The organism is Amycolatopsis sp. 505, assembly GCF_031625235.1.
Taxonomy (GTDB): Bacteria; Actinomycetota; Actinomycetes; order Mycobacteriales; family Pseudonocardiaceae; genus Amycolatopsis.
In genome coordinates, this window is sequence record NZ_JACKQP010000002.1 from 693,999 (window position 1) to 719,609 (window position 25,611).

Annotated in this window: 28 protein-coding genes and 2 tRNA genes; 10 read left to right on the plus strand and 20 right to left on the minus strand. The window is 71.1% G+C overall.

Annotation, left to right across the window (positions count from 1 at the left end):
• Positions 1–6: 6 nt before the first annotated feature.
• Positions 7–2,988, minus strand: a complete 2,982-nt coding sequence (locus tag H5965_RS10295; protein ID WP_310969331.1) for a PQQ-dependent sugar dehydrogenase — start codon at positions 2,986–2,988, stop codon at positions 7–9.
• Between the two features lie 109 nt (positions 2,989–3,097).
• Positions 3,098–3,757 carry a L,D-transpeptidase gene (locus H5965_RS10300; RefSeq protein ID WP_310969333.1) on the minus strand — a complete coding sequence of 220 codons (660 nt, stop codon included), beginning with the start codon at positions 3,755–3,757 and terminating at the stop codon, positions 3,098–3,100.
• 217 nt (positions 3,758–3,974) lie between these two features.
• On the opposite strand from H5965_RS10300, the gene H5965_RS10305 reads away from it, so the two are divergent.
• A complete protein-coding gene (locus H5965_RS10305) occupies positions 3,975–4,472 on the plus strand; it encodes a hypothetical protein (protein ID WP_310969335.1) in 498 nt (165 codons plus the stop codon).
• On the opposite strand, the gene H5965_RS10310 is transcribed toward H5965_RS10305, so the two are convergent.
• The gene (locus H5965_RS10310; RefSeq protein WP_310969336.1) at positions 4,462–5,352 is read right to left on the minus strand and encodes a serine/threonine-protein kinase; all 891 of its coding nucleotides are present in this window, start codon (positions 5,350–5,352) and stop codon (positions 4,462–4,464) included. The two genes, H5965_RS10305 and H5965_RS10310, sit on opposite strands and share 11 nt — an antisense overlap.
• 8 nt (positions 5,353–5,360) lie before the next feature.
• Positions 5,361–7,055, minus strand: a complete 1,695-nt coding sequence (locus H5965_RS10315; RefSeq protein WP_310969337.1) for an N-6 DNA methylase — start codon at positions 7,053–7,055, stop codon at positions 5,361–5,363.
• 78 nt (positions 7,056–7,133) lie between these two features.
• Here H5965_RS10315 and H5965_RS10320 point away from each other — a divergent pair, with 78 nt between their 5' ends.
• Together H5965_RS10320 and H5965_RS10325 are read left to right on the plus strand one after the other, a co-directional pair.
• Positions 7,134–7,877, plus strand: coding sequence for a protein phosphatase 2C domain-containing protein (locus tag H5965_RS10320; RefSeq protein ID WP_310969339.1), 744 nt, complete (start codon positions 7,134–7,136; stop codon positions 7,875–7,877).
• 44 nt (positions 7,878–7,921) lie between these two features.
• Positions 7,922–8,006: transfer RNA gene (locus H5965_RS10325), tRNA-Ser, on the plus strand.
• 51 nt (positions 8,007–8,057) lie between these two features.
• Here H5965_RS10325 and H5965_RS10330 read toward each other — a convergent pair.
• Positions 8,058–8,708 (minus strand): hypothetical protein, encoded by a 651-nt coding sequence (locus tag H5965_RS10330; protein ID WP_310969341.1) that lies wholly within the window; start codon positions 8,706–8,708, stop codon positions 8,058–8,060.
• A gap of 579 nt (positions 8,709–9,287) precedes the next feature.
• Between H5965_RS10330 and H5965_RS10335 the strand changes: the two genes are divergently transcribed.
• The 4 genes from H5965_RS10335 to H5965_RS10350 are packed head-to-tail and all read left to right on the plus strand — an operon-like array spanning position 9,288 to position 12,959.
• On the plus strand, positions 9,288–9,548 hold the full coding sequence (locus H5965_RS10335) for a hypothetical protein (protein ID WP_003056176.1): 261 nt from the start codon (positions 9,288–9,290) through the stop codon (positions 9,546–9,548).
• A gap of 5 nt (positions 9,549–9,553) precedes the next feature.
• Positions 9,554–9,799: a hypothetical protein gene (locus tag H5965_RS10340; RefSeq protein ID WP_003056173.1), complete on the plus strand. Its 246-nt coding sequence runs from the start codon at positions 9,554–9,556 to the stop codon at positions 9,797–9,799.
• Between the two features lie 35 nt (positions 9,800–9,834).
• Complete coding sequence (locus H5965_RS10345) at positions 9,835–12,561, plus strand: FtsK/SpoIIIE domain-containing protein (protein ID WP_310969346.1); 2,727 nt, start codon at positions 9,835–9,837, stop codon at positions 12,559–12,561.
• Positions 12,558–12,959 (plus strand): hypothetical protein, encoded by a 402-nt coding sequence (locus H5965_RS10350; RefSeq protein ID WP_310969348.1) that lies wholly within the window; start codon positions 12,558–12,560, stop codon positions 12,957–12,959. The genes H5965_RS10345 and H5965_RS10350 overlap by 4 nt, the downstream gene beginning before the upstream one ends.
• A 5-nt stretch (positions 12,960–12,964) precedes the next feature.
• On the opposite strand, the gene H5965_RS10355 is transcribed toward H5965_RS10350, so the two are convergent.
• From H5965_RS10355 to H5965_RS10385, 7 genes are all read right to left on the minus strand, one after another.
• Complete coding sequence (locus H5965_RS10355) at positions 12,965–13,321, minus strand: hypothetical protein (RefSeq protein WP_310969349.1); 357 nt, start codon at positions 13,319–13,321, stop codon at positions 12,965–12,967.
• Positions 13,314–13,688 carry a YbaB/EbfC family nucleoid-associated protein gene (locus H5965_RS10360; protein ID WP_310969350.1) on the minus strand — a complete coding sequence of 125 codons (375 nt, stop codon included), beginning with the start codon at positions 13,686–13,688 and terminating at the stop codon, positions 13,314–13,316. The genes H5965_RS10355 and H5965_RS10360 overlap by 8 nt, the downstream gene beginning before the upstream one ends.
• Positions 13,685–14,014, minus strand: a complete 330-nt coding sequence (locus H5965_RS10365) for a hypothetical protein (protein WP_310969351.1) — start codon at positions 14,012–14,014, stop codon at positions 13,685–13,687. Before H5965_RS10365 ends, H5965_RS10360 begins: the two co-directional genes overlap by 4 nt.
• On the minus strand, positions 14,011–14,580 hold the full coding sequence (locus tag H5965_RS10370) for a hypothetical protein (RefSeq protein ID WP_310969353.1): 570 nt from the start codon (positions 14,578–14,580) through the stop codon (positions 14,011–14,013). The genes H5965_RS10365 and H5965_RS10370 overlap by 4 nt, the downstream gene beginning before the upstream one ends.
• Positions 14,580–15,773, minus strand: coding sequence for a putative T7SS-secreted protein (locus tag H5965_RS10375; protein ID WP_310969354.1), 1,194 nt, complete (start codon positions 15,771–15,773; stop codon positions 14,580–14,582). The genes H5965_RS10370 and H5965_RS10375 overlap by 1 nt, the downstream gene beginning before the upstream one ends.
• Complete coding sequence (locus tag H5965_RS10380; protein ID WP_310969356.1) at positions 15,770–16,441, minus strand: hypothetical protein; 672 nt, start codon at positions 16,439–16,441, stop codon at positions 15,770–15,772. Before H5965_RS10380 ends, H5965_RS10375 begins: the two co-directional genes overlap by 4 nt.
• Positions 16,442–16,581: 140 nt before the next feature.
• Entirely contained in the window at positions 16,582–19,047 is a 2,466-nt protein-coding gene (locus H5965_RS10385) for an endonuclease/exonuclease/phosphatase family protein (RefSeq protein ID WP_310969358.1), read from the minus strand.
• A gap of 126 nt (positions 19,048–19,173) precedes the next feature.
• Between H5965_RS10385 and H5965_RS10390 the strand changes: the two genes are divergently transcribed.
• Positions 19,174–20,091 (plus strand): CapA family protein, encoded by a 918-nt coding sequence (locus H5965_RS10390; protein WP_310969359.1) that lies wholly within the window; start codon positions 19,174–19,176, stop codon positions 20,089–20,091.
• Positions 20,092–20,382: 291 nt separating this feature from the next.
• On the opposite strand, the gene H5965_RS10395 is transcribed toward H5965_RS10390, so the two are convergent.
• Positions 20,383–20,829 (minus strand): limonene-1,2-epoxide hydrolase family protein, encoded by a 447-nt coding sequence (locus H5965_RS10395; RefSeq protein ID WP_310969361.1) that lies wholly within the window; start codon positions 20,827–20,829, stop codon positions 20,383–20,385.
• A 16-nt stretch (positions 20,830–20,845) separates the two neighbouring features.
• Positions 20,846–21,766, minus strand: coding sequence for a TauD/TfdA family dioxygenase (locus tag H5965_RS10400; protein ID WP_310969365.1), 921 nt, complete (start codon positions 21,764–21,766; stop codon positions 20,846–20,848).
• A 310-nt stretch (positions 21,767–22,076) separates the two neighbouring features.
• Between H5965_RS10400 and H5965_RS10405 the strand changes: the two genes are divergently transcribed.
• Both H5965_RS10405 and H5965_RS10410 read left to right on the plus strand, forming a co-directional pair.
• Positions 22,077–22,388 (plus strand): hypothetical protein, encoded by a 312-nt coding sequence (locus H5965_RS10405; RefSeq protein ID WP_310969367.1) that lies wholly within the window; start codon positions 22,077–22,079, stop codon positions 22,386–22,388.
• Positions 22,385–22,957, plus strand: coding sequence for a hypothetical protein (locus H5965_RS10410; RefSeq protein WP_310969369.1), 573 nt, complete (start codon positions 22,385–22,387; stop codon positions 22,955–22,957). Before H5965_RS10405 ends, H5965_RS10410 begins: the two co-directional genes overlap by 4 nt.
• Here H5965_RS10410 and H5965_RS10415 read toward each other — a convergent pair.
• The 6 genes from H5965_RS10415 to H5965_RS10440 all read right to left on the minus strand — a co-directional run bounded on the left by H5965_RS10415 (position 22,950) and on the right by H5965_RS10440 (position 25,573).
• A complete protein-coding gene (locus H5965_RS10415) occupies positions 22,950–23,732 on the minus strand; it encodes an NAD(P)H-binding protein (protein WP_310969370.1) in 783 nt (260 codons plus the stop codon). The genes H5965_RS10410 and H5965_RS10415 overlap by 8 nt on opposite strands.
• Positions 23,733–23,749: 17 nt before the next feature.
• Positions 23,750–24,226, minus strand: a complete 477-nt coding sequence (locus tag H5965_RS10420) for a hypothetical protein (RefSeq protein WP_310969372.1) — start codon at positions 24,224–24,226, stop codon at positions 23,750–23,752.
• Positions 24,227–24,281: 55 nt separating this feature from the next.
• A tRNA-Ser gene (locus H5965_RS10425) sits at positions 24,282–24,369 on the minus strand.
• A 33-nt stretch (positions 24,370–24,402) separates the two neighbouring features.
• On the minus strand, positions 24,403–24,618 hold the full coding sequence (locus H5965_RS10430) for a CsbD family protein (RefSeq protein WP_310969373.1): 216 nt from the start codon (positions 24,616–24,618) through the stop codon (positions 24,403–24,405).
• 20 nt (positions 24,619–24,638) lie between these two features.
• Entirely contained in the window at positions 24,639–25,067 is a 429-nt protein-coding gene (locus H5965_RS10435) for a nucleoside deaminase (RefSeq protein ID WP_310969374.1), read from the minus strand.
• Between the two features lie 23 nt (positions 25,068–25,090).
• Complete coding sequence (locus tag H5965_RS10440; RefSeq protein WP_206789346.1) at positions 25,091–25,573, minus strand: tRNA adenosine deaminase-associated protein; 483 nt, start codon at positions 25,571–25,573, stop codon at positions 25,091–25,093.
• Between the last annotated feature and the right edge of the window lie 38 nt (positions 25,574–25,611).

Genomic DNA, 25,611 nt, shown 5'->3' on the forward strand with positions numbered 1-25,611 from the left:
GCCGGATCACCAGCGGAAGTCGCGGGACCCCACGGCGCTGTAGGTGATGTACCCGCCTTCGAAGTCGCTGCGGTACCAGCCGTTCGTCACGTACTCGTCCGATTTCGGGTACCGCAGGTAGGAGTACTCCCACCCGAGCGCCGCCCAGCGGTTCCGGATCTCGCCCTTCACCATGTGGGCGCCGGTGGCCGTCGTGTAGTAGATCGAGCCGCCCTTGGTGAAGTGGTTGTAGCGGCCGCGGCCGTCCGGTGTCGCGAGTTCGTCGGTCGTCGGGTAGCCGAGGCCGCGCTCGTAGTCGAGGGCCGCCCACTTCTTCCGGATCTCGCCGTTGATCGCCCGCGCACCCGTGGCGGCCGTGTAGTAGATCGACCCGACCGTGCCACCCTTGGCGAAGTGATTGTAGCGGGCGACACCGTCCGGTGTCCCCAGCTCGTCGGTCGTCGGATAACCCAGCCCGCGCTCGTAGTCCAGCGCGGCCCACTTCTTGCGGATCTCACCGGAGATCGCGTGCCCGCCCGTCGCCACCGTGTAGTAGATCGATCCGACGTTGCCGCCCTTGACGAAGTGGTTGTACCGCGCGACACCGTCCGGTGTGGCCAGCTCGTCGGTCGTCGGGTAGCCCACGCCGCGCTCGTAGTCCAGCGCCGCCCACCGCTTCCGGATCTCGCCGGTGACGAGGTGCGCGCCCGTCGCCGCGGTGGAGTAGATCGAACCCACGGTGCCGTTGGCGAGGAAGTGGTTGTACTGGGCCACGCCGTCCGGCGTCGTGGCCGTGTCCGACGTCGGCGGCCCGAGCAGGGCGTGCCCGCCCAGGGCGAGGTACTTGTCCAGCACCGGGCCGGTGACGTACCGGGTGCCCGTCCCGGCGCTCCAGTAGAGCCGGCCGTTCGCGTGAACGCGGTAGTGGACCGGGCCGTCGGTGATCTCCGCCCCCGCCGGCGCACCGAGGCTCGCGCGCAACGCCGGGTCGGTGTCGTAGCGCTGGTCGATCGGGGTCGCGTAGTTCGCCGTCAGCGTCAGGTCGGCCGAACCGACCGTGACGATCCACTTGGGATCCGCCGGACCGCCCTGCCAGCCGGTGAACTTCGAGACGCCGTCGATGGCCAGCGGCGCGGCCTCGACGTCGAAGGAAGCGCCTTCGGTGACCATGGCCGAGCTGACCCCGCCCGCCACCGGGATGCTCAGCTCCGCGGGCTGGGTGCCGCGCAGCGTGATCCGGTGCTGCCGCGGCAGCGCCGTGTACGTCTTGGCCGTGGTGACACCCGCGCTGTCGGTCACCGTCGCGGTGAGCTCCATCCGGGAGTCCGGGTGCGCGGTGAACGGCTGCGAGAAGCTCGATCCGGTGCCGCCGACGCCCGGGTGCGAGTGGCACGTCGCTTCGCTCGGGCAGTGGCGCACCGCCGTGGTCCAGGTGATCGGCAGCGCACCGTCCTCGGCGTCGGACGCGGTGGCGCTCACGGAGACCGTCTGGTTCACCGCGAACGTCGCGCTCCCGGGGGTGTTCAGGGTGAGCGCCGGGGTGCGGTTGCCGGGCGCGACGACGATGGCGACCTCGCCGCCGAGTCCCAGCGGGTCCCGGACGCGCAGCTTCGCGGTGAACGACGCCGTGCCCGCCGGGTAGGTGTGCGACACCTTCGGGCCGGCGTCGGCCGCGGTGGTCCCGTCCCCGAACTCCCAGTCGTAGGCGAGTGTGTCGTTGTCGTAGTCGACCGACGCCGAGCCGTCGAACGTCACCGTGCGGGTGTCCGGGTTCGTGGCTGTCGTCGCCTTGGCCACCGGCGCGGTGTTGCCGGCCGAATAGCTCAGGCGCCGCACGTTCCCGGACAGGATGTCGGCGAAGACGATGTCGCCGTTCGGCGCCGCCGCGAACTTCACCGGACCGCCGACGCCGGTGAAGACCGGCGGGTTCTCCGGCGCCTGGCTCAGCTTGCCCTGGCCGTCGTACCGCAGCGTCCAGACCTTGTTCGCCACGTAGTCGCCGAAGAAGTACGAGCCGCGGTAGGCCGCCGGATAACTGGCTCCACTGTAGACGATGCCACCGGTGACGCTGTTGCCGTTCATCGGCCCGGTGCCGTGCGTGTACTCGTGGATGGGCGGCTGGTTCGGTACGCCGGCGCAGCCCGCGAGGCCGCTGTAGCCGGGCGTCGGGCGGCTGCCCTCCCAGCACGGCCAGCCGTGGTTGGCGCCGCGCTGGACGACGTCGACCTCTTCCCAGTTGCTCCAGCCGACGTCGCCGGCCACCGGCAGGCCGAGGTTCGGGTCGATGCTGAAGCGGAACGGGTTGCGGAAGCCGCGCGCGAACACCTTGCTCGCGGTCGAGCCGGGATCGGCGGCGTCGTAGTACGGGTTCCCCGGGACGCCCTGGCCGGACGCGGTCAGGTGGAAGATCTTGCCGTAGGGCTGGTTGACGTCGAGGGCGCGCAGCGCGGCCGGGTCCATCATCCGGTAGTCGCTGCTGTCGCCGACGGACAGCCACAGCGTCCCGTCCGGGGCCGCGATGACCGCGTCGATGCCATGGACGTTGGAGGTGCCCGGCACCTCGAACAGCGGCTGCTCGCCGGTCAGGCCGGTGGGCGCCCCGGCCGCGTCCACGGTCACGGTGAACTTCGACAGCCGCATGACGAAGCCGCCGCCGGCGTTGATCGACCGCGTGAGGTAGATGGCCCGCGACGTCGCGTAGCCGGGCGCCACGGCGACCCCGACGAGGCCGAGGTCCTCCTCGGTGCGGACCGGCAGCGTCGCGATCGTCCGGCCGGCGCCGCCGACCGGCAGCCAGCGGACGGCTCCGCTCTTGCCGGTGGCCAGGACGGAGTTGTCGGGCAGGTACGCGAAGTCGGTGAGCTCGTACGGCCCCAGGCCGGTGTCGGTGTCCCGGAGGACGAACCCCGGTGGGAGCGTCACCGCCGTCGCCACCCCCGGTGACACGACGGGGAGCAACGCTCCCACCAGGACCGCCGTCAGCAACAGGCGAAGCGTGCGCATGGCCATCCGGCTCCCTTCCGATGATCTCTTTGTCGCAAGATCAAGGGAGCCAGTTGCAGCAACGGCGATTACTTCACCCGAACGTGACTTACGCCACGTGACGGAACGTAGCGAGTTACGGGACGACCTGCACGACGTCGCCGATGTGCAGCGTGTTGAAGAACTTCAGCGACGCGGCCGGCGACAGGTGGATGCAGCCGTGCGAGTAGACCGAGAGGCTGCCCGTGTGGAACGCGTCGCCCGGGTAGAAGAAGACCGAGTTCGGCATCTCCGCGTTGTCGAATTCCTTCGACAGGTGCATCTTCTCCTTCGACAGCACGTGGAACGTGCCGGTCGGGGTCGCGTAGCCCTTGCGGCCCGGCAGCATCGGCACCGGCCCGTAGACGACCTTGCCGCCCTGCAGGATCCACGCCTTGTGCGCGGAGATGTCGACGCAGGCGGCGGTGCCCGGGGCCGCGGCCGCCGCCGCGCACGGGACGCCGGGGTCCGCCGCGGGCTTCGGGGCCGGCTTCGGCGTCGGCTTGGGCTTCGGCTTGGCCGAGGTGCTGGTCGGCGCCGCCTTCGTAGTCTCGGTGGTGGGCGTCGGCACCGTGGCGGTGCTGGTCGGCGCGGGGGTGGGGGTGGCGCTGGACGTCGTCGGCGTCCCGCCGCCGGTGCCCGCCGCGGCGACGGCCCCGCCGCCCGCGTTCGAGCCACCGGCCGAGCCCCCGCCGGAGCACGCGGCCAGCACGAACGCGGTGGCCAGCGCGGCCGCTCCCGCCAGAAGCCTCTTCACGATCCGGTACCCCCAGCTGTCTCGATCATCGCGTTTGGACACCGGTAAAGACGGCGGTCACCCGTTCGAGGTTCGTCGGGAAAGGTCACGATTTGGGTAGCTGCGGTCAACCCGGGGGTGGAGGCCGGAATCCACCCGGATCCGATCCCCGGGCCGACGAAACCGGGGCGCTGGTCGCCGAAGCTGGGGGAACCTTCGAAACCAGGGGAGCCTCGAAATGTCCAGCGTCCTGCTCTACGCGGTCATCGCCGCCTTCGTGCTGTACAAGGTCGTGTACAAGCAGGTCCGCGGCACGCTGCTCAGCCGCCGGACGCTGGTCGTGCTGCCGCTGCTGCTCACGGCCGTCGGCGCGTACCTGACGCTGAAAGCGCTGCCCGGCGCGTCCGCCGCCGAGCTCGGCCTGCTCGCCGCCGACCTGCTGCTGCTCGCCGGGCTCGGCGTGCTGCGCAGCACCACGACGACGCTCACCGAGCGCGACGGCACGACGTTCCAGAAGGGCTCGGCCGTCACGATCGGCCTGTGGGCGCTGACGGTCGCGGTCCGGGTCGGTGTGATCGCGCTGGGTACCGCACTCGGCATCACGGGGCCGCTGACCTCGGCGTCGATCGCGCTCAGCCTCGGCCTGAGCATCGCGGTGCAGAACGCGACGACCTACCGGCGCATCCAGCGGCGCGGGCTGCCGCTCGCCGACCAGCGGCCGGCGGTCACCCGCTGACGCGGCCCAGCATCCGGGCGTACATCCGGCCCGGGCTGGGCACCGACGGCGGCACCAGGAAGCCCGGCAGCGGGGGCAGCCCGCCGACGAACGCACCGAGCCGCTCGTACAGCACGGCGGCGCCGGCCGGCCGGGCTTCCGGATCCTTGGCCAGCACCTCGGCGAGCAGCGTGTTCAACGGTTTCGGGACGCCCGGCACCGGCGGCGGCAGCTCCTTGACCTGCCGCTCGAACACCGCGTACGCGGTCGGCCCGTCGAAGAGCCGCCGCCCGGTGAGCATCTCGTGCAGCACGCAGCCCAGCGCGTAGAGGTCGCTGCGCGGTTCGGCGCCACCCCGCTGGATCTGCTCGGGCGCCATGTAGGACGGCGTCCCCAGGAGCTGCCCGGCCCGGGTGAACTGCGCCGCGTCGGCTTCGCGGAGCACGGCCAGCCCGAAGTCCATCACCTTCACGCCGCCGTCGGGCCCGAGCATCAGGTTGGACGGCTTGAGGTCGCGGTGGCAGACGGCGAGCGCGTGGGCGGCGGTCAGCACCGCGCACGCCTGCGCCGCGATCGCCGCGGCCCACGGCACCGGCAGCGGCCCGTGCTCGGCGAGCAGGTCGGCCACCGTCACGCCGTCGACGAACTGCATGACCTGGAACAACCGGTCGTCGTGGGTACCGTAGTCGTACAGCGTCGGCACGCCGGGGTGGTCGAGCGTCGCCAGGATCCGGGCTTCGCGCGCGAAGCGGGCTTCGAGCTCTTCGTCGCGGCCCGGCAGCCTGAGCAGCTTGATCGCCACGCGGCGGCCGAGCCTGCGGTCGAACCCGCCGTGCACCGCGCCCATCCCGCCGCGGCCGAGGGGCAGCTCGTCGAGCTCGTAGCGGTCGGCGATCAGCATCCGTTCCCCTAGTGGCCCGGCCTGAGCCGTCCTTCGACAAGTCCCGCGAAGCCTAGCCGGACCAGCTCACGGCCCGTTTCCGCCGCCTCGCGCAGGGCGGTGTCGAACTCGGCGAGGCTTGTGAAGACCCGGCCGTACTCCCGCTGGACGGCGATCGGCAGCCGCGGGATCCGCACGCGCCTGCCGTCGATCCGGGTGGACGCCGACGCGGCGGGCAGGTCGGCGGCGCGCAGGCAGCCGGCCAGGAAGCCCGCGTCCAGCCGCTCGTCGTCCAAGCGGTACACGGTGAGCCCGGCGCCCACCGGCCGCGGCGGTCCACTGTGGACGTACGCGATGCCGGTCACCGACGCGACGACGTCACCCGCCTCGGCCAGCGGGTGTTCGGCGTCCGCGCGCACCGGCGCGTGCCGGACGTCGACGACGCCGGCCTTGACCAGCTCGCCGATGGTGGTGAACGCCGGCTCGGCGTCCGCCGCTTCGAGCGGTGGCAGCTGCGGTGTCAGCTGGGCGAACTTGGCGCGCACGGCTTGGAAGGCCTGGCCGGGATCCTCGTCCCGGGTGCGGCGGCGGGCGGGTGTCAGGTCGACGTCGTCGTCGAGCAGGTCGATGATCCGGACGCCGGATTCGGGGTGGCGGCCGAACTCCTGCCACATTTCGTCCACTGTGGACAATTTGTCGCCCGCTTCGCCGAGCAGCACCGTGGACGGCGCGCGCTCGCCGGGAGCCGGCCGCCGCAGCAGCCAGAGGTCGGGACCCGCCGGCGTCAGCGTGACGACGGCGCGGACCGCGCCCGCGCGCAGCAGGTTGCCCCGGATGCGCTTGCCGCTGCGCCGCCCGGCCGCCGCACCCGGCATCAGGATCGCCACCGTGCCACCGGGTTCGACGTGCGCGAGGCAGTGCTGCACCCAGGCGAGCTCGGGCTCGCCGCGCGGGGGCAGGCCGTACTCCCAGCGCGCGTCGCCGACGAGTTCGTCGTGCCCCCAGGCCCGTTCGTTGAACGGCGGGTCGCACAACACCGCTTCGGCGGTGCGGCCGGCGAAGGCGTCTTCGCGCAGCGCGTCGACCGCGTGGACCTCCGCCTCGATGCCGCGCAACCGCAGCCGCAGTGCCGCGATCGACGCCGTCATCGGGTCGCTGTCCTGCGCCAGCACGGTTTTCGCGCCGCTCGCGAGCGCGAGGGCGCCGAAGCCGCACGCGGGGTCGAGGATCGTCGACACCGGTCCGGCGAGGCGGGCCATCAGCTCGGCGATCGGTTCCGGCGTCGCCGACAACCGCCGCGAATGCGCCTCGAAGTACCGGCGGCACACCAGTTCGAACGCTTCGACCGGCCCCGCCTGGTGCGTCAGCTCGCTGAGCAGGGTGAGCAGTTCCGGGTCGTCGAGCCGGCTGTCGAAGGTGTCGATGAGGCCGGCCTGGAAGGCGAAGAAGCCGCCCGCGCGGCTGACGCGCTCGGCGAGGTCGAGGTCGTCTCCGAGGGCGCGCAGGCGCTGCCACGCGCGTTCGCCGGCGCTCAGCTCGAACTTCTTGCCGCGGGCGCGGAACCAGGCGGCGACGGCGGACAGGCCGAACAGCGGGCTCGACGCCGTGCCACCGACCGGCGGCGGGAAGTCCGGGTAGCGGCGGCGCCAGTTGCTGACCGCGGCCCGCCCCACCCCGGCGAGCCGCGCGATGTCGGCCGCGCTGACCGTGGCGTCGTCGTCCATGGCGAGGACTCTATCGGAGGATGCTCCATTCAGCCGAGGCGCTTGTGAACTCAGTCAACCAATGCTTTCATGGGGGACATGACACACGATCGCTACGTCCTGCGGTACGCCGCCGGGTCGGACGTCGGGAAGCGTCGCCGGGTCAACGAGGACGCGGTGTACGCGAGTTCCCGCCTGCTCGCCGTCGCCGACGGCATCGGCGGCCAGCCGCACGGCGAGGTCGCCAGCGCGACGGCGGTCGACGTGCTGCGCGAGCTCGAGGTCGACCTGCGACGGCTCGATCTGACGAACGTGGACCTGGCCGCAACCCTGGCCGGTGTGGTCAAGTCGATCGCCGATCGGCTGCACGAAGTGGCGTCGCAGGAGCCGGCGACCGAAGGCATGGGCACGACGCTGACGGCCCTGCTGTTCGACGGCATCGAGTTCGCGGCGGCCCACATCGGCGACTCCCGCGGCTACCTCCTGCGCGAGGGCGGCCTGCGCCGGCTGACCCGCGACCACACGCTGGTCCAGGCCCTGGTCGAGGACGGCCGCGTCGCCGCCGAGGACGCCGAGTCCCACCCCCGCCGGTCGTTGCTGATGAAAGCGCTTCAGACGGCGGGCTCGGGCGACCCGGACATCTGGACGTTCAAGGCCAAGCCGGGAGACCGCTACCTGCTCTGTTCGGACGGCCTCAGCGGCCCGGTCACCGAGGCGACCTTGCGCGACGTCCTGGACGCGGGCCAGGAGCCGGCCGAGGTGATCCCGGAGCTGATCCGCCTGGCCAACGAGGGCGGCGGCCCGGACAACATCACCTGCGTGGTCGCCGACGTCACGGCCTGACCCACCTTCCGGGCCGCGCGGGGCCATCCGGTATCGTCTCCTGCGGAGGATTGGCCGAGCGGCCTAAGGCGCACGCTTGGAAAGCGTGTTGGGTTCACGCCCTCGCAGGTTCGAATCCTGTATCCTCCGCCGGTTGAACACGCCGGGTGTCCCGCTTCGGGACACCCGGCGTTTTCCGTCCTACCGGCCGTCCAGCAGCACGGGGAACTCCCGGATGGTCGCGATGGTGCTGTCCGGGTCGTCCGGCTGCACCAGGTCGACCGGGTTCCGCAGCTGGTGCAGGTCGCCCGCCGGCGGGAACTGCGTGAGCTCGCCGACCAGCTCGGCCGGGGCCTTGGTGACCAGCACCAGCGGCTCACGCCGGGAGTCGGGCTGGTCGATGGTCATCGTGAACGTCAGCCTCAGGATCTGCTCGTAGCGCGGGGGGTTCCGCTGGATGAGCCTGAGCACGCTCGGGGCGTCGGCGTCGACGTCGTCCTGTTCCAGGGTGATCGTGCCGCCATCCTGACGCGAGCCGTCGCCGGCGGGCAGGACGCCGACCACCTTGAGCCCGATGACCCGCAGCCGCACGCTGCTGCCCGGGTCGGCCGGGTTCGCTTCGACCCGCACCTTGATGCCGCCTCGGAAATCGACGCTGAACCGCCGGATCCCGATCTCCAGCGGCGTGTTGACCGACAGCCAGCCCATCGGGAGCTCCGCGCCGATCGGTGGCAAGAAGCCGCTCACCCTCGGAACAGTGGCCTGAGCGGCCGGCATCCCGCTCAGCACCAGCACGGCGGCCATCGCCACCGCCGAACACGACCGGGCAAATCGCTTGACCTGGGTGAACACGAGGCTTCCTTTCTCCGGACCGGCCCTACCGACTCCTCCACCGTCGGGCACCCCCAGCCGGGCGCCAACCCCTTTCACCCCGCTGTGGAATGACCACTCCCGCGCGCCCGCCCCTCCGTCACTCTGGTCCCGCTCACCCCTTGCGCGACCCACCGTCGGTATGCCTCGGACACAGTTGCGCGGCACTTTCGGCCCACCCGAACATGAAATGCGTTCGGCGCGGCGGAATTCCGTACCTGTACGGGGAGTTACGAACAGGGCTGAGCGCAAGCGGTTACTCCGGTCGCGCTAGTCTCACCAGCACCTCGCCCGCCCCCGTCGAGAAAGGCCAGCAGTGGCACTGAAACCGCTCTGACCTGGGGTAGCGCTGGCCAGCGACTTCAAGGTGCGGTACTGGCGTCGGGACGACCCCCGCACAGACCGTGATCGGCCCGGCCCCGGACGTTCCCACGTCCGGGGCCTTGCTGATTCCGGGCCCGCGATCACTCGGCAAAGTCTGATGATCACGCTGAGTCGCTGGATCTGTTTCAATGGAATCCGTCCCCCGTACGACACCAGATTTCGAGGAGTAGAGGCCCGATGGCCGGAGTCGAAGAGATCCGCGCTGGCATCGCGCTCGCCAACGAGAAGGCGTCCGCGAGCATCGCCGCCCTGCAACAGGCAGCGCAGTCTCTCGAAGAAGCCCAGCAGTCGCTCGCACAGGCGACGCAGGGGAGCAGCCAGCACGAAGTGAGCCAGGCGCACGGACTCCTTGCGGAAGCCCTGCAAGGCATCAACGGCTTGCAGAGCACCGTCCAAGCAAGCATTTCCTCCGCCGACTCCTACTCGGCGCGTCTGTAAGCCGGATGACGCTCGCCGAACTCCACCAGCTGCTCACCGCTGCCGTGACCGGGCTCGCCGACGCGCGCGCCCACTCCGAACGGGCCACAAGCCTGCTCGGAGAAGCCCGGCAAGCTCTCGTGGATGCCCAGGCCAAGGCCGATCCCTGGCTTCCTTCGCAGTACGCACAGGCCGGCGAGGGGCTGGACCAGCTCCTCGTCCGCCTGCACGCTGCCGAAGATCTGGTGAGCGGATACCGGTCGCGCCTGTAATCCTTTTCAGGGGACACCTTTTCTTGGGGACGCCGATGGCCAACAAGTCAGCCGAGCAACGCAACCGGGTCGAGACCGCGCTCGACCGGGTCCGCCACCAGATCGGATTGGTGCTGGGCGCGGCGGCCGGCGCGCGCCAAGCCGCGGAGGCCGACCTCGCCAAGCTCCAGCTCGAGCAGGACATCGTCAAGGTCGGCATGAACCACGCCAGTGCCGAGCAGCAGAACGAGTGGTCGCGCCATCCCGCCGCGCACGAGGTGTTCGGCGCGCTCGGGACGGTGCGAAGCGCTTTCTACACCGATTGGAGCCAAGGCCCCGCGACCCTGCGCGAACTGGTCGCGCAGAACGCACCCGGCCCGGCCGGGCTGCCACCGGGCGACTGGCTCGGCACGGTCGGGCACAACCCCGGCCTGATGTCGCCCGGGCTGTGGCGCGTCGGCTCCGCGACCGCCGCCGGCGGGGACGCGACCCGCACGTTCGACGTCGCCGTCCCGCTGCTCGACGAGTCGCACCTGGCGATCACGTCGGCGCCGAAGACCCGGCCGGTGATCGACGGCATCGTGCAGAACCTGCTGGTCCGCGTGCTGTCGACGTTCGAGCCGGGCGCGGTCCGCGTGCACCTGTGGGACATCGGGCAGCTGACCGCGATCCTGCCCGACCTCTACCCCCTCAGCCACACCAGCGCGCTGTCGCTCTACGACCCCGGCCGGCTGGAGGACCTCCTCGACGAGCTGGCCGGCCACATCCGCCGCATCCACGCCAGCTGCATGTCCGCCGGCTTCACGTCGCTGCGGGAAATGCGGCAGCACAACCAGCAGCGGGGCGAGCCGTACCGCATCGTCGTGCTCTACGGCAACGGCGAGACCCTCGAACCGGAACGCGCCCGCGACCTCAAGCGCGTCGCGAGCGGCGCGCTGGCCGCGGGCATCTGCCTGATCATGGTCGACGTGCCGACGGCGGTGAGCGCGCCCGTCGAGACGCTGAGCCTGCTCGACGACCGGCACGCGATCAGCAGCATGACCGGCACCGACCTGGTCGTCGACCTCGAAGCCGCGATGCCGTCCGCGCAGGTGATCCGGGCCGTCGACAAGATCGCCAAGGCGCTGATCGCCAAGCAGGGCGGGCCACGGTCGTTCGACGACCTCCTGCCCGCGGAGCTCGGACAGGAGAACTCGGCCCGCGAGCTGCGCGCCCCGGTCGGGTTCTTCGAAGGCGAGCCGGTCGAGGTCGTGATCGGCGACGCGAGCCCGCACGCCCTGATCGGCGGCCCGTCCGGTTCGGGCAAGACGAACTTCCTGTACGCGCTGCTCGGCAGCCTCGCGGCGCGGTACACGCCGGCCGAGCTGGCGCTGTACCTGCTGGACTTCAAGGAAGGCGTCTCGTTCGCCGGTCTGGCGCCGGGCCGCAAGGACGCGAGCTGGCTGCCGCACGCGCGGCTCGTCGGCGTCAACGTCAACACCGACCGCGAGTTCGGCCTGGCGCTGCTGCGGTTCCTGGCCGACGAGCTGCGCCGCCGGTCCGCGGCCGCGAAGGAACACGAGGTCACCAACCTCGCCGACCTGCGCGACGCCGATCCGGGCGGGCACTGGCCGCGGATCGTCGCGGTGATCGACGAGTTCCAGTACCTGTTCGCCGGCCGGGACCAGGTGACGGCGACGGCGACGCAGCTGCTGGAGGACATCGCGCGGCGCGGCCGGTCGCAGGGCATCCACCTGGTGCTGGCGAGCCAGGACGTCGCCGGCATCGAGGCGTTCTGGGGCAAGCCGGCAGTGTTCGAGCAGTGCACGCTGCGGATCGCGATGCCGAAGGCGCGGCGCGTGCTGGCCGAGACGAACAACGCGGCGGTGTCGGCGCCGAAGTGGCACGCGGTGATCAACCACGACTCCGGCGTCGCGCACGGCAACCAGCTGGCCCACATCCCGGACGCGAGCAGCAAGAACGTGTTCGTCCGGCTGCAGCACCGGCTGTGGGAGGAGTACGCGGGCCACTTCCCGCGGCCGCGCCTGTTCGACGGCGCGCACCAGCCGGTCCTGGAACGGTTCCCGGCGTACCTGGACCTCAAGCCCAGCTCGAAGCCGCGGGCCCTGCTCGGCCAGTCGATCGACGTGACCGAAACGGCGTGCGGCGTCGACCTCCCCCGGGCCCCGGGCCGCAACGTCGCGGTGCTCGGCTCGGCGACCGCCGAGGCACTGTCCATCATGGACTCGGCGGCGCGCTCGCTGGCCCGGCAGTACGAACCCGGCGAAGTCGAGTTCATCCTGAGCTGCCCGATCGAAGCGTGCGCCGACGCGGCGATGGAGCTGACCGAGCGCCTGCGCGAGGACCACGCGGCGTCCCTGGTGGACGACCTGACCGGCGTCCTGGAGTCGCTGACCGGCTCGATGTCGGGCGGCGCGAAGGTACTGCTGCTGTACGGCGTCGACGCGGCTTTGCCCGTGCTGGAAGCCAAAGCGGTCGGGCAGCTGAAGAGCGGCCTCGACCACCTGCGGGTGGTGCTCAAACAGGGGCCGGGCCACGGCATCCACACGATCGGCTGGTGGCGCAGCATCGCCCGGCTCAAGGACACGCTGGGCTTCGCCGGCACCGACGACATCGGCACGTGGGCGGCGCTCGACGTCCAAGGCAACGAGCTGTCCCCGTTCGCGGCGGGCCAGGTCGTGCACTGGTCGCCGCGGCCGGGCCGCGCGTTGTTCTTCGACCGCACGACGCACGGCGCACCCGAAGTGATCATCCCGTTCCAGCGTCCGGAGAACGACCGATGACCGACGACGCCACCGCGGCCATGCGGTACAAGGAGATCATCGCCCTCTCCCGGGGTTCGGCGGAGAACCTGCGCGAGTGGGAGCTGGCGCGGGCGGAGGCCCTGGAGACGGAGATCGAGGCGGCCACGGCGGCGATCGAAGTGGCCACCGAGCGCGAAGCGAGGGCGGCCGAGCGCGCCACGCGCTGGTGGAAGATGGCGCTGCACAACATCCAGGGCCTGACGTGGCTCGCCCCGGGCGACGACCCGCGCCCGGTGTCGACGGCCCGCGCGGCGTACCTGGAGCGGTACCTCGAGGAGGTCAAGCCGAGCTACCAGGAGCTGGTGCAGGCGGTGCTGGCCCTGGGCTGGCGAGCCAAGCGGGCGGCGGCGAAGCAGCGCGGGGAGCCGCCTGCTTGACAGGTTCAGAATGACCACGGCGCCACCCTTCCCGGCTGGTGCGGCGCGTAGACGAACTCGTAGTAACTCCCGAACTGGTGCTCGATCAGGGAGTAGCCGCGGCTTTGCGCGACCCAGAGCAGGTCGGGTCTGCCGATGCTGAACTCGATCCTCCGGATGGTCACCTTGTTCCGCCCGTCCAGCTGCGCGGCCAGGCGTGCCATCTGTTGTTCGCGCGGCTCGGAGGCCCGGTTCATCCGGATGATCATCAACGTCAGGCTGGCGGCCATGAGGCCGACGAGCACGACGGTGAGCATCAGCCAGAGCAGGAGACCGGTTGCGCTGCCGGAGCGCGCGGCCAGCACCATCACCGGGCTAGACATCGAACACCGTGTCGTAGGGATCGTCGTCGTCCGCCGGGGCGGGCCTGCGCGGCGCCGCCTTCGGGACCGGAGCGGCCACCGGTGCCGGGGTGGCTCCCCGCCCGGCGGCAACGGCTTCCCGGATGGCCGCGGTGATGGTCCGGCTCAGCGTGACGGCGTCGAACCGCATGGCCTCGGGCGCGAGCCGGACTTCGCTGACGACCCCACCGGGCCCGGCGAGCACGGTGACGGACCGGTCCGCTGACGTCACGGTGGCGTGGTCGCTCCCCGCGATGGCCGCCAGGACGCGCTGGTTCTCGGCCTTGCGGTCTTCGATCCGGCGGAGCTGCCAGCGCATTTCCTCGATCAGCTGCGCGTTGTCGGTCATGCGAGTCTCCCCGGCTGGTGCGGCGTGAAGACGAACTCGTAGTACTTTCCGACCCGATGGTCGATCAGCGAGTACCCCCGGCTGTACGCGACCCGGATCAGGTCCTCTCGGGCCAACCCGATCTCCATCTTCCGGACGTACACCTGGTTCCGGCCGTCGAGCTGCGCGGCCAGGGCGGCCACCTGCTCCTCACGCGGCTTCGTCGAACGACGTACGCGGAAGATCGTCAACGTCAGCCCGGCAAGGACCATCACGCCCATCAGGACGAGGAAGGCCGTCCGCACGGCCGGCGACTCGGATGAACCGGCGGCCACCGTGCTGATCACGGCGTTTCCCCGCTCCGCAGACTCCAAGCCACCTTCGCGGTCGCCTCGGCCACCGCGGGCCAGGCGTCCTCGGACTCCGCGATCACCGACAGGATCACCACGGACCGGCCGTCCGGCAGCGGGATCTGGTACTCCGCCTTGATCTGGGTGCGCACGTCCCGTTCGGGAACGTGGAACTCGCCACCGCTGATCGCCACGATGGCCGGTCCGATCGGGAGCCGGACCGGTTGGACGACCGCGCGCTTGTGGCGGCCGCGGTACTGCTCGGCCAGCGCCGCCACCACGGCGTCCCGGTTGCCGGGTGCGGTGTCCGGCCACTGCGCCACGCCGAGCGTCAAGGTCGCGACGTCGCCCTTGCGCCGGCCGACCGCGAACTTGCCGAACACTCGGATGCCGTTGGCCTGCATGGCCGGGACCAGCGCCATCAGGTAGCTGCCGAACTGTTCGACGCTCGTGCCGGACGCCACGTTTTCGGCGACCATCCAGGCGTGGCTGCGGTTGAGCCTGTCGTCGGTGCCCACCGGCATGCCGGCGAACCCGGGCGGCAGGTCGATTTCCAGAGGCATCAGTTCCACACCTCGTCTTCCGCACGCTGACGACGGCGCTCCGGCGCATCGTCGGCCTGCATCCCGGCTTCGGCAGCGTTCCAGTACGCCATTCCGGCCGGCGACACGAGGGAAGCCGCGGCCTGGGTCGCATCCTTCGGCACCCAATAGTTGAGGAGGTCTCCGATCGGCCCCTCGAAGTGCGTGCCGATCATCCGTGCGCCGGCATCGGCCTGGAACTGAGCGCCGAAGGCGCCGTATCCGAGGCCCTTCATCACCGCTTCGCCTCCCATCGGCAAGAAGCTGCCGATGAACGAGGTCCCCGCGCCGATTCCGTCGAAGATCAAGGTTTCCCGAGCGACATCGGCGCCCGCCAGTTTGGCTACGGCGTGACCTTCCATCGCTGCCTTCCCGAAGGTGGTCGCGACGGCCCCCACCACCTCCTTCGCCGGGGACGGGAGGAACTCGCCGACGAAACCGAGCGCGTTTCCGATGTCTCCGGTCACGTCCGAGAGCTTCGAGATCAGCTCCGCGTGGTCCTGGACGAAGTTCCACGCCTCGTCGAACTCGTCCGCGAGGGTGTTCGACAAGTCGACAAGTGCCCCGCCGACCGCGTCACCGAGTTTGTCGAGGAGGTCCGGCTCGTCCGGGGCCGGCTCCTTGGCCTTCCTCAGCAGCTCCGCGACCCGGGCCGCGGCGTCCTGGTGCTCCTGCTGGAGCTGCTTGGCCGCGTCTTGGACGTTCTGGCAGCCGTCGATGGCCGTCTGGAGTTGCTGGCCGGCGTTGTCCAGGAGGCGCTGGGCGATCTGCAGGGACTGCTGGTCCGGGAACGTCCGGTCGGCCAGGGCCAGGTCCGGGTTCGCCCGCGCCTGCTCGGCCGCCCGGGCCGCGGCTTCCGCGCGGGCCTCGAGGTCGGCTGCGCGTTTCTGCAGGTCGCCGAGGGTTTGCGCCCAGCCTTCGAGCGCGTCGGCGGCTCGGCTCATCGATTTGGCGGCATCGTCGAGGCACGCCGGCAGCGGGCCGATGCGCCGGGCGAAGGCTTCGCTCGCCTCGCCCTGCCAGATGCCCTGCTTCCGGACGATCCGGCGGAGCGAGTCGTCGGCCTCGGTCAGGTCGTCGGCGACCGTGCGGTACTTGCCGGCCAGGTCGGCGATGCCGTCGAGATCGCCGGGCGCCGGGTCGAAGCCCAGGGCCGGGAAGTCGCGGGCGCTCACCGGCCGAGGCCGTTCAGGAGGTCGGTGATGCCGCCGGTCGCGCCGCCACCGGGCGGCCCGTCGCCGGGCTGCGCCGGGCCACCGGGCTCGGCCAGCCGATCGATGCCCGGCACCCCACCCGTCACGCCGCCACCCACCGGCCCTTCACCCGGCTCAGTGACCGAACCAGTCCGCCCGGCCGGCCGCTCGGGGCCTGCCTTCGACGTGAGATCGCCGATCCCGGCCGCCGGTCCCTCGGCCAGGTCGTCGATCCCCGGCACTCCACCGGTGTATCCCCCACCCACCGGCCCCTCGGCCGGCTGCGCGATCTGCGGGTGGTTTCCCTTCACTCCACCCGGGGACTCACCGCCGGCGACACCATCGCCCAGCACCGCCGAGCCGAACTTGCCCAGTTCGCCGCCGAACTGGGCTTCTATCTCCTCGTACTTCTGCTTCGCCGCCTTCAGCCGCTCGGTCACCTCCGAAGCCGCCTCACCGAGGCGGCCGATGCCGAAGCGCCAGGCCTCCTCGAACTCGACGCCGGCTTTGCCCAGCTCCGCCGTCCCCAGCGCGCCGAACGCCCCGCCGCCGCCCAGCTTCTTGTTGGCGCCCGCCATGCGATCCGCCGCTGTGCCGAGGTCGCCGATGAGCTTGCCCAGCTCGTCGACTTTCACCGCATACCCGTCCACGCCACCCCTCCCCTTGTGGTGCCTTCAACCGTAAGACGGCCGTCAACGCTCCGCGGTTCCGTGGTCACCCATCGGAGTGGTGGAACGAGAAAGGCCACCTCCGGGCAATACGCCCGAAGGTGGCCTCGTCGCGAAAAGACCTACTTCACGAAGACCTGCTCCAACCAGTCGAGGAAGTCGTAGAACGCGTCCTCCAACGGGTTGCCCGCGCCCGGCCGGAACCGGATCACCTGCGGGTCGTGGTCGCTGGCCTGGTCGGCGAACTCCGCGTTGATGTGGACGACGTCGTAGTCCACCCCGCGCGGCGCCCGCGACGCCAGGATGTGGTCCAGCACCTGGGATTGGCCCTCGAACACGTAGCTATACCGCTCGGCCTCCGGCACCGACGCGATCAGGTCCTTCAGCGCGCCACCCGCGGTGAGCGTCTGGACCGCCGGCGAGAACGGGTAGTCGTTCAGGTCGCCCGCCACCACGATGTTCGCGTTGCGATCGGCCGCCAGCAACGAATCGACGAAGCCGCGCAGCACCGTCGCCTGCTTCGCCCGCTGGACCTCGGAACTGCGCGTCGGCGGCTGGAAGCGGCCGTGCGTCGGCTGGTCGCCGCCCTTCGAGTTGAAGTGGTTGGCGATGACGAACACCGTGCGGCCCTTGAAGACGAACTCGCCGGCCAGCGGCTTGCGGCTGGTCGTCCAGGCTTCGTTCGTGGGGTCGACGCGGCCCGGCGACGCCGTCAGGTGCGCCTTGCCGTGCTCGCGGACGACCCCGACCGCGGTCGTCGACGTCCCACCGGGACGGTCCACAAAGGACACGCGGGCCGGGTTGAACAGGAACGCCACCCGGATGTTGCCGCCCGGCTGGCCGCCGTCCTGGTCGTTCACCGGGTCGATCTCGCGCCACTGGTAGCGCGGGCCGCCCTTGGCCACGATCGCGTCGGTGAACTTCTGCAGCGTCTGGTCGGCGGCGACGGTACCGTCGTCGGTCGCGCCCGTGTTGTCCTGGATCTCCTCCAGGTTCACGATGTCCGGCGTCGCCAGGTGCGTCACGATCGCCTCGCCGAGCCGGTCGTACTTCGCCTGCGGGTCGCTCGGGGCCAGGTTTTCGACGTTGTACGTCGCGACGGCGAGCTCGCCGGTCCGCTGCTTGCGCGTGGTCTCGCCCTGCAGCCCGTTGTCCTTTTCGGTCCCGAGCACGCTGGCGAACAGCGTGTAGCCACCGAAGTTGCTGTACTCGACCGGGCCGGACGTGGTGCCGGTCAGCACGTCACCGACGTTGAGCTTCGGGAACGGCCGCTGGTCGAACGGGATCAGCGACGAAACCTTCATGACGCCGCTGTTGAGCTGGTCGTAACCGAGGTAGACGCTGCCGCCGCGGACCGACCGGTGCTGGTCCGGCTTCGACGTCACGTACAGCTCGTTGAACGAGTTCGTCGGGCCGACGACCCGCGCGTCGGTGACCGAAACAATCTCGCTCTCGTGCGCTTCCCAGAAGTCCAGCGCGTACTTCGCCGGCTCCAGGGTGAGCGGCTCGATGTTGCCGCCCGGCGACGGCGCGTACGTCGTCGGCACGGTGTCCGGGTTCAGCACCGTCGGCGCCGGGAGGGCGTTCCCGTGCGAGTCGACCGTCCACTGTGCACTGCTCAGCTCGGTGAGCGACTGGAAGTTCGACGTCGCGGGCGCGTCCGGGTAGAACTCGCGGACGGTGCCGGTCGCGGTCACCGCGTCGCCGGCCGCGACCGCCGGGGTGGTCGAGCCGGTGAAGACGAACAGGCCCTCGCTGGTGCGCGGGTCGCTGTCCGGGTTCGGGTCGGTGAGCCAGAACCCGCGCGACGAACCGAACGTCCGGGTCGCGGTGACGACGCCGGTGACGCCGGAGACCTTCTGGTCCTTGAAGGGCGAAATGCGCGTGGTGCCCTGGATGTCGTGGATCTTCGCCGGGGTCGGCGCCGGGCCGGGGTCCCCGCCGGTCGACTCGCCCGCGGTGTTGGTCGGGGTCGGCTCGCCGGCGGTGAAGTCGGCGGCGTTGTCGTCGGTGTCGGCCAGCGCCGTGCCGCGCGCGACGGACGTCGTGTTCGACGGCGCCGCGGTCGGGTTGCCCTCGCGCACGGTCGCCGCGCCGAACCCGACGAGGTCCTTGATCCGCGCGTCGGCGGCGCAGTCGGCGGCGGTCTTGCAGGTCAGCGCGGTGGTTCCGGAGACGAGGGCGATCGTGCCGGCGGTGGCCGACATCGCGATCGCGCCGGTCGCGTCCGGCGTCGGCAGCGCGACGGTGCCGCCGGAGCCCTTGCTCTCGGCGACGAGGTAACGCCCGCCCGGCGCGACGCTGCCGGCCAGCGGCGTCACCTGCCAGGTGCTCGACGGGCTCGCCGAACCGGGCAGGTACTGGACGCTGAACCCGGCGAGGCTCGCGGCGGCCGCGCCGCGGTTGGCGAGCTCGACGAAGTCGCTGACGAGCGTCGCGCCCGAGTTGCCACCGCCGCCGTAGACCTCGGCGATGACCGCGTCGGCGCTCGGTGCGGCGAGCGCGGCCGGTGCGGCCACGCCGCCGAGCACCAGGCCCGACGCGACGGCCAGCGTGAAGGCCGCCTTGGATCTGTGGGTCTTGGTCACCCTGAGTCCCCTTTGTGCTTGAACAGTCGTGGCATAGTCCCCCGAACAAGTGAGGAGGAGGAAGACAAAGATGCAACGATTCGTAACAACTACTTTCGTCGTCACTCACTCGGCAGAGCAGGTTTCGTGATCACGCTGGTACTGGGCGGAGACGTCACTCTTCACGGCCGGGCGACGCCGTCCTTCGGGCCGCTGGAACCACTGCTCAAGGGCGCCGACCTCCGGTTCGTCAACCTCGAAGGCCCCGTCGACGCGGCGGCGGCCGAAGCGCTGAAGCCGATCGGTGTCGATGTCGTCTCGGTCGCCAACGACGCGCCCCACCCGCCGGCGAGCCTGGCCGTCCTCGAGCACGCCGGAATCGCGTACTGCGGGGCCGGGGCGAATCCCGACGCCGCGCACACCCCCGCGGTGATCGAGCGATCAGGCGAAAAGGTCGCATTCCTCGCGTACACGTCACTTCGCCGCCCCTTCGCCGCGCAGCCGGACTTCCCGGTGGTCGCGCAAGCGTTTGCGACGACGGCGTACCAGCCCGATCCGCACGTCGCGGAGATCCCGGGCCGCCCGCCGCTCGTCCGCACCATGCCGGTGCCCGAGCACCTCGACCGGCTGGTCGCCGACGTTCAGCGGGCCAAGAGCGACCACGACCACGTCGTCGTCTCGATGCACTGGGGCCTGCCGGGCGCGGAGCTCGCCGAGTACCAGGTGACCTACGGGCGCGCGGCGGTCGACGCCGGCGCCGACCTGGTGGCGGGGCACGGCTCGCCCACGATCCAGGCCGTCGAGGTGTACCGGGGCCGTCCGATCCTCTACGGCCTCGGCCACCTCGCCGCCGACCGGCCGGACGGGCTGCTCGCCGGGTGCATGCTCGGCGACGAACCGCGGCTCGAGCTGATCCCGGTCCGGCGGAACGCCGCCAACGAGTGCGAGCCGCTCGGCGGGGACGAAGCGGACAAGGTGCTGCGGTACGTCGCCGAGGTCTCGACGCTGCGTTCCACTACGGTGACCGTCCAGAGCGGAATCGCATCGGTATCCGTTGGCGCGTAACGGATTGCGCCCGTTCTGTGACAGCCGGACACCGGCGTGTCACCCATCCGGCGCATCTGCCTTAAATGAAGGTCAAGGGTCGGAACAACCTGCGTGAAGCGGCGGTACGGTCTGCGTGAGCCGCCGGAAAAGTGGCACAGACCACTCCCCGACAGCTCACGGTAGGCACGACACGGGGGGAGGGAAAATGATCATGTGGGGGCTGATTGTTTTCAGCTGCGTGTTCGTGCTGGTGCTGGGGATAGCCGCGGTCGTGGACCTTCGGGACCACGACCGCGGCGAACACCGGGTCTAGCGCACCGGCTGCCTCGCCTTGTACCGGCCGAGGAGGGTGCGCGCGCCGGCCAAGGCGACCCGCCCGGCACCCTTCGCGCTCGCGGCCAGCACCGTCGTCCAGTCGAAGTAGTCGCGCCAGAGCACGATCCGGCCCGCCTCGACCTCGAACGTGCCGCACACCCAGAACTCCGCTTCCCACGCGCCGCGGCGCAGCACGTCGGTGCGTTCGGTGAGCACGACGTTGCCGTCCGCGGCGATGTGGTGGGTCCGCGCCTCGAACCCGGAGCCGTACTTGGCCATGACGCGCAGTTGCTTTTCGAACGCCGCGACGCCGCGGGCGGGCGGCAACGGCACGTTCTGGTACACGATGTCGCTCGCCACGAACGTCAGCGCCCGGTCGACGTCGAGGTCCTCGAGGGCCTCCAGGAAACCGGTCACCACTACCTTGGGTTCATCGGTCATGGCCCCAGGCTACGGCTCAGCGGGGCCGGTCGCCCGCGATCGCGACGCGCTCCGCGATCCGGACGTGCGGGTGGTAGTCGTTGACCGCGTAGTGCTGCGTGGCGCGGTTGTCCCAGAACGCGACCGAGTTCGGCCGCCAGCTGAACCGGACCTGGAACTCGGGCGTGTGAGCCTGCAGGAACAGGTACCGCAGCAGCCGGTCGCTCTCGGCCCGGTCGAGGCCCACGATGTGCGTGGTGAACGCCTGGTTGACGAACAGGGTGCGCCGCCCGGTCTCCGGGTGCGTCCGGACCACCGGGTGTTCCACCGGCGGGAAGCGGTCCTGCCACCGCGCCAGCAGCGCGGGATCGGAGAACCGGTCGAAGCCGGGGAGGTAGTCGTGCACCGCGGTGAGCCCGTCGATGCGGGCGCGGACGTCTTCGGGCAGGTTGTCGTAGGCCGCGGCCATGTCGGCCCACATCGTGTCGCCGCCGACGGGCGGCACCTCGATCAGCCGCAGCACCGAGCCCAGCGCCGGTTCGGGCCGCCAGGTGACGTCGGTGTGCCAGATGTTCTCGTACCCGGGCATGGCCGCGGTGCGCTCGAAGCGCGTGACCGCTTCGTCCTCGCCCCGCGCGATGAACGGGTTGGTCTCCAGTTCGCCCCAGTTCGCGGCGAACGCGCGCTGCTGCGCCGAGGTGATCCGCTGGTCGCGGAAGAAGAGCACCTTCCACTCGAGCAGCGCGTGGTTGAGCTCTTCGCGCAGGTCAGGGCCGACCGGCGCGGCGAGGTCGACGCCGTCGACCTCGGCACCGATCACCCGGCCCAGCGGGCGGAGGGCGAACAGCTCGTACGGCTTCCGCTGCGGTTCCCGGAGAATTCGGGGGCCTTCGACGATGCCATCCGCGGGCGTGACCGACCCGCGCAGCTGAATCCGGGCAGGAAGATCTACGGACATGGTTGTACTCCAACGGGTTTCGGGGAAATCGGACGTCGGGTTCGCGTCAGGCGGGCGGCGAACCCAGGCGGCCGCGGCGCAGCAGGAGCTCCGCGATGCCTTCCCCGATCGACCGCGCGAGGGCCCGGATCGGCGTGCTTTCCGAGGTGGCGGGCATGTCTTCATGGTCACCTTCTTCCCGATGCGCGGTCAAGACGTCCACTTGGTGGAACGCCGACAACGCCGCAGGTCACCGCGATGCGGACGGCCCGGGAGCATGAGGCAAGATCTTCCCCGATCGGGTGAGCGCCCTTGATGACGGAGGTCCCGAATGCCGGAAGGCAGAGGCTCGCGAATCGACCCGGTTCGGCTGCGCGCCGCCGCCGACCTGCTCGACCAGGCGGCAGCCGCCGACGACAAAGCCGCGGGGAGGTTCGCCGAAGCGCGCGTCGATTCGACGCCGTTCGGCATCTCGCCACAGGCGCGTGAGCTGGCGGCGCGCTGGGCCACGGCGCTGGCGGCGCGTGAGGCGGACGCGCGCGTCCTCGGCGACGCGACGTCGGACCTGGCGGGCCGGCTGCGCATGGCGGCGGTGAGCACGCGGAGCACCGGTTTCCGGGGGCGGTTAGCGGTGGCACCGTGACCGCTGAGGTCTTCGAACACCCGGCGCTGGTGTCGGCGGCTTCGCAGCTGGCCCCGTTGCGCGCGGCGGCCGGCCGGCTCGGCGTCGCGGACCCGGTGGCGGCGCTGCGGCACCTCGACTGCGCACCGGCGTCGATCCGCGCGTCCGCCACGGCGGTCGACACCGGCGCGCTGGGCGTGACCTCGGCGCAGGCCGAGTTCCGCGCCGGCGTCGAGCGTGCCGAAAACGGCGGCAGCAGCGAGGCTTTCGGTACCTGGGCGGACACAGTGGACGGTCAGTACGCCGCCGCGGCGCGGGCGGCCGCTTCGACGGCGGCGCTGGGCGCCCGCATCGCCGACCGGCTGGACGAGCTGGCGGTGTCCGCGGCCGAGGAGGTCCGGGCGCTGGCGGCCGCCGCCGCGGCACCGGTGTCGGCGGTCCTGGCCGGCGACCACTCGGCCGAAGTGGTGAGCGAGGTCAGCGTCACGTGCGCGGCGGTGATCCGGGCCGTGCAGGAGAAGATCGCGGCGCTGACCGCGCTGGCGGCCGAGCTGGAGCCGGTGACGGCGCCGGTCGTCGAACTCAGCTGAAGTGCTCGCGGGCCCAGTCCGCGAACGGCCGCGCGGGGTGCCCGGTGACGCGGGGGACGTCCAGCGAAACGGGTTCCGGGTCCTCGACGAGTGACGCCCAATGGTCCACCGCACCGGCCGCGAATTCCGGCCCCATGAAGGAACTCAGCTGCGCTTTCGCCTCTTCCGGCGGCTGTTCTTCCCACGTGACAGGCGTTCCCAGTGCCGCACCGATGAGCCGGGCTTGCTCGGCCTGCGTGACGGCTTCCGGGCCGGTGACGAGGTAGATCTGCTTCGCGTGGTCCTCGGTGAGCACCTTGACGGCTATGTCGGCGACGTCGCGTTCGTGGACGACCGACCGCTTCGCCTGCCCGTAAGCCGCCCGGACCACGCCGGTGCCGGCCTGCTGCGCCCAGGCGAGCGCGTTGGTGGCGAGGCCGGTGACGCGGAGGAAGGTCCAGTCGTCGGTGACCTTTTCGACGGCGGCTTCGACGTCTCCCCAGACGCCGCCGTCTTCGGCGGACATGGCGGAGAGGTAGACGATTTTTCTGCCCCGAAAGGGTTCCACGGCCTGTTCGATGCCGTCGGCGGTGAAGAAGGGCCAGAGCAGGTAGACGGCGTCGACGCCTTCGGCGGCTTCGGCGGGATCGGTGATGTCACCCTGGACGACGTCGACGCCCTGGGGCGCCTTCGCGGGATCCCGGACGAGGACTCTGGTGGGGACGCCCGCGGCGCGGAGGCCGGCGACGACGTGCCGTCCGGTGTGGCCGGTGGCCCCGGTGACGAGAATGGTCATGCCGCCACGGTCACACTTCAAGAGCCCTTCAAGTCAAGCGGACGGCTCAGCTCATCCCGCGCCGCGTCGAGGAAGGCGACCTTCGGGCCTCGGAGGTAGTCCCACATCGTGCCTTCGCCGGGCTTCTGCCAGATGACGTGGTCCAGCGCCTTCACGTAGGCGCGGGCCAGGCCGTGCAGGTCCGAGGCGAACAGGACGTGGATCATCCGTTCGCACACCCACAGCTCGTCGACGACATCGAGAGCGGCCGTCTTCCACGAATCATCGTCGTCATCCCGATCCTCGGCGGCCCGCTCGGCCTGCTGGGCGACGCGGATGAACTGGCGCAACAGGTCCAGCTGCTCCTCACGCCGCTTCTCGACGCGCTCGGCGGCCAGCCGCCGCCGCTCACTGCGCTCGTTGCGCCGTTGCACGGTGGTCTGCACCAGGTACGAAAGGCCACCACCGAGCACCACGCCGATCAGGGAGAGGACCGCGAGCCACACCTGCGTCATGCGCATTTCATAGCAAAACGCCCGGCGCCTTCGAGAGGCACCGGGCGTTCAGGAGCGGTGGCGGTGGGATTTGAACCCACGGACGGGGATTAGCCGTCACACGATTTCGAGTCGTGCTCCTTCGGCCGCTCGGACACGCCACCGCGAAGAACAATACCCGAGGGCCGACGCCGGTCTCACCTGGGGTCGACCGGCCGCCCGCCGCGCAGCCTGACCTGCGCCTCCCGTACCGCGCGCGTGGCCCGGCGGCGGACGTCGGACGCCGTTGAACGGAGCTGGGCCGAGCGCCGCTGGGCGCGGCCCGATACCTCCAGACGGCGGTTGCCGGTCGCCAGGCCGGCCTTCTCGCGAGCGCTGCCCACTGCCTGCTGGATCCGGTGCTTCATCGTCATACCGGAGGAGTACCCAAAACTCAGCGGCGCGTAGCGAAGTACGTCTCCAAAAGCCCGGCGCACTCCTCCACCAGGACGCCTCCGTGCACTTCAGGCCGGTGGTTGAGACGACGGTCACGCACGACGTCCCACAGCGACCCCACCGCGCCCGTCTTCGGCTCCCACGCCCCGAACACCAGCCGGGCGATGCGGGCCAGCACCAGCGCGCCCGCGCACATCGTGCACGGCTCCAGCGTCACCGCCAGCGTGCAGCCCTCGAGCCGCCAGCCGTCGCCCACCACCTGGGCCGCCGCGCGCAGGGCGAGGATCTCCGCGTGCGCTGTCGGGTCGCCCAGCTCGACGCGGGCGTTGCGCGCCGCCGCCAGGGGCACGCCGTCGGGGCCGAACACGACCGCCCCGATCGGCACGTCCGCGCCGGGGGCGCGCGCCGCTTCCAGCGCGGCCTCCACGGCCTCGGTGTCGGACGGGCGTCTCAGAGCTCGTCCAGGAGCTTGGCGAACTCGCTGCCGAACCCGCAGCGCTGCGCGACCATCTGCAGCTGCTCGTCCGGGTACAGGTCGACCTCGCCGACGATGACCTCCAGCTCCGGCCCGGGCAGCCCGAGATCGGCGAGGATCTCCAGGTCGCCCTCGGGCCAGACGGAGTCGTCCTCCTCGTCCGGCGGGTCGACGCGCAGGACGTCGAGGACGTCCGCCGCGATGTCGTAGTCCAGCGCCGCCGCCGCGTCCGAGAGCAGCAGCGACGGCCCCCGCGGGCTCGGCCGGACGATCACGAAGAACTCGTCGTCGACCGCCAGCAGCCCGAAGCTCGCGCCGGTGGAACGTAGTTTGCCCAGTTCAGTGATCGCTGCGTCCAGCTCGGTCAACGCCCCCGGGTCGAGCGCACTGCACCGCCACCGACCGTCTTCCCGGACCACAGCCACCGCGAAGCCCGTGACCGGCTCATCCACCGCCATGCGCACACCGTATTCCGCCGGTCGGTCCGGCGCACGCA

Bases quoted from the DNA above. Each gene is read 5' to 3' on its own strand.
- H5965_RS10295 (WP_310969331.1), bottom strand. From the start codon at position 2,988: ATGGCCATGCGCACGCTTCGCCTGTTGCTGACGGCGGTCCTGGTGGGA.
- H5965_RS10305 (WP_310969335.1), top strand. From the start codon at position 3,975: ATGTCCAGCGTCCTGCTCTACGCGGTCATCGCCGCCTTCGTGCTGTAC.
- H5965_RS10310 (WP_310969336.1), bottom strand. From the start codon at position 5,352: ATGCTGATCGCCGACCGCTACGAGCTCGACGAGCTGCCCCTCGGCCGC.
- H5965_RS10315 (WP_310969337.1), bottom strand. From the start codon at position 7,055: ATGGACGACGACGCCACGGTCAGCGCGGCCGACATCGCGCGGCTCGCC.
- H5965_RS10320 (WP_310969339.1), top strand. From the start codon at position 7,134: ATGACACACGATCGCTACGTCCTGCGGTACGCCGCCGGGTCGGACGTC.
- H5965_RS10335 (WP_003056176.1), top strand. From the start codon at position 9,288: ATGGCCGGAGTCGAAGAGATCCGCGCTGGCATCGCGCTCGCCAACGAG.
- H5965_RS10340 (WP_003056173.1), top strand. From the start codon at position 9,554: ATGACGCTCGCCGAACTCCACCAGCTGCTCACCGCTGCCGTGACCGGG.
- H5965_RS10345 (WP_310969346.1), top strand. From the start codon at position 9,835: ATGGCCAACAAGTCAGCCGAGCAACGCAACCGGGTCGAGACCGCGCTC.
- H5965_RS10350 (WP_310969348.1), top strand. From the start codon at position 12,558: ATGACCGACGACGCCACCGCGGCCATGCGGTACAAGGAGATCATCGCC.
- H5965_RS10355 (WP_310969349.1), bottom strand. From the start codon at position 13,321: ATGTCTAGCCCGGTGATGGTGCTGGCCGCGCGCTCCGGCAGCGCAACC.
- H5965_RS10360 (WP_310969350.1), bottom strand. From the start codon at position 13,688: ATGACCGACAACGCGCAGCTGATCGAGGAAATGCGCTGGCAGCTCCGC.
- H5965_RS10370 (WP_310969353.1), bottom strand. From the start codon at position 14,580: ATGCCTCTGGAAATCGACCTGCCGCCCGGGTTCGCCGGCATGCCGGTG.
- H5965_RS10395 (WP_310969361.1), bottom strand. From the start codon at position 20,829: ATGACCGATGAACCCAAGGTAGTGGTGACCGGTTTCCTGGAGGCCCTC.
- H5965_RS10400 (WP_310969365.1), bottom strand. From the start codon at position 21,766: ATGTCCGTAGATCTTCCTGCCCGGATTCAGCTGCGCGGGTCGGTCACG.
- H5965_RS10405 (WP_310969367.1), top strand. From the start codon at position 22,077: ATGCCGGAAGGCAGAGGCTCGCGAATCGACCCGGTTCGGCTGCGCGCC.
- H5965_RS10415 (WP_310969370.1), bottom strand. From the start codon at position 23,732: ATGACCATTCTCGTCACCGGGGCCACCGGCCACACCGGACGGCACGTC.
- H5965_RS10420 (WP_310969372.1), bottom strand. From the start codon at position 24,226: ATGACGCAGGTGTGGCTCGCGGTCCTCTCCCTGATCGGCGTGGTGCTC.
- H5965_RS10430 (WP_310969373.1), bottom strand. From the start codon at position 24,618: ATGACGATGAAGCACCGGATCCAGCAGGCAGTGGGCAGCGCTCGCGAG.
- H5965_RS10440 (WP_206789346.1), bottom strand. From the start codon at position 25,573: ATGGCGGTGGATGAGCCGGTCACGGGCTTCGCGGTGGCTGTGGTCCGG.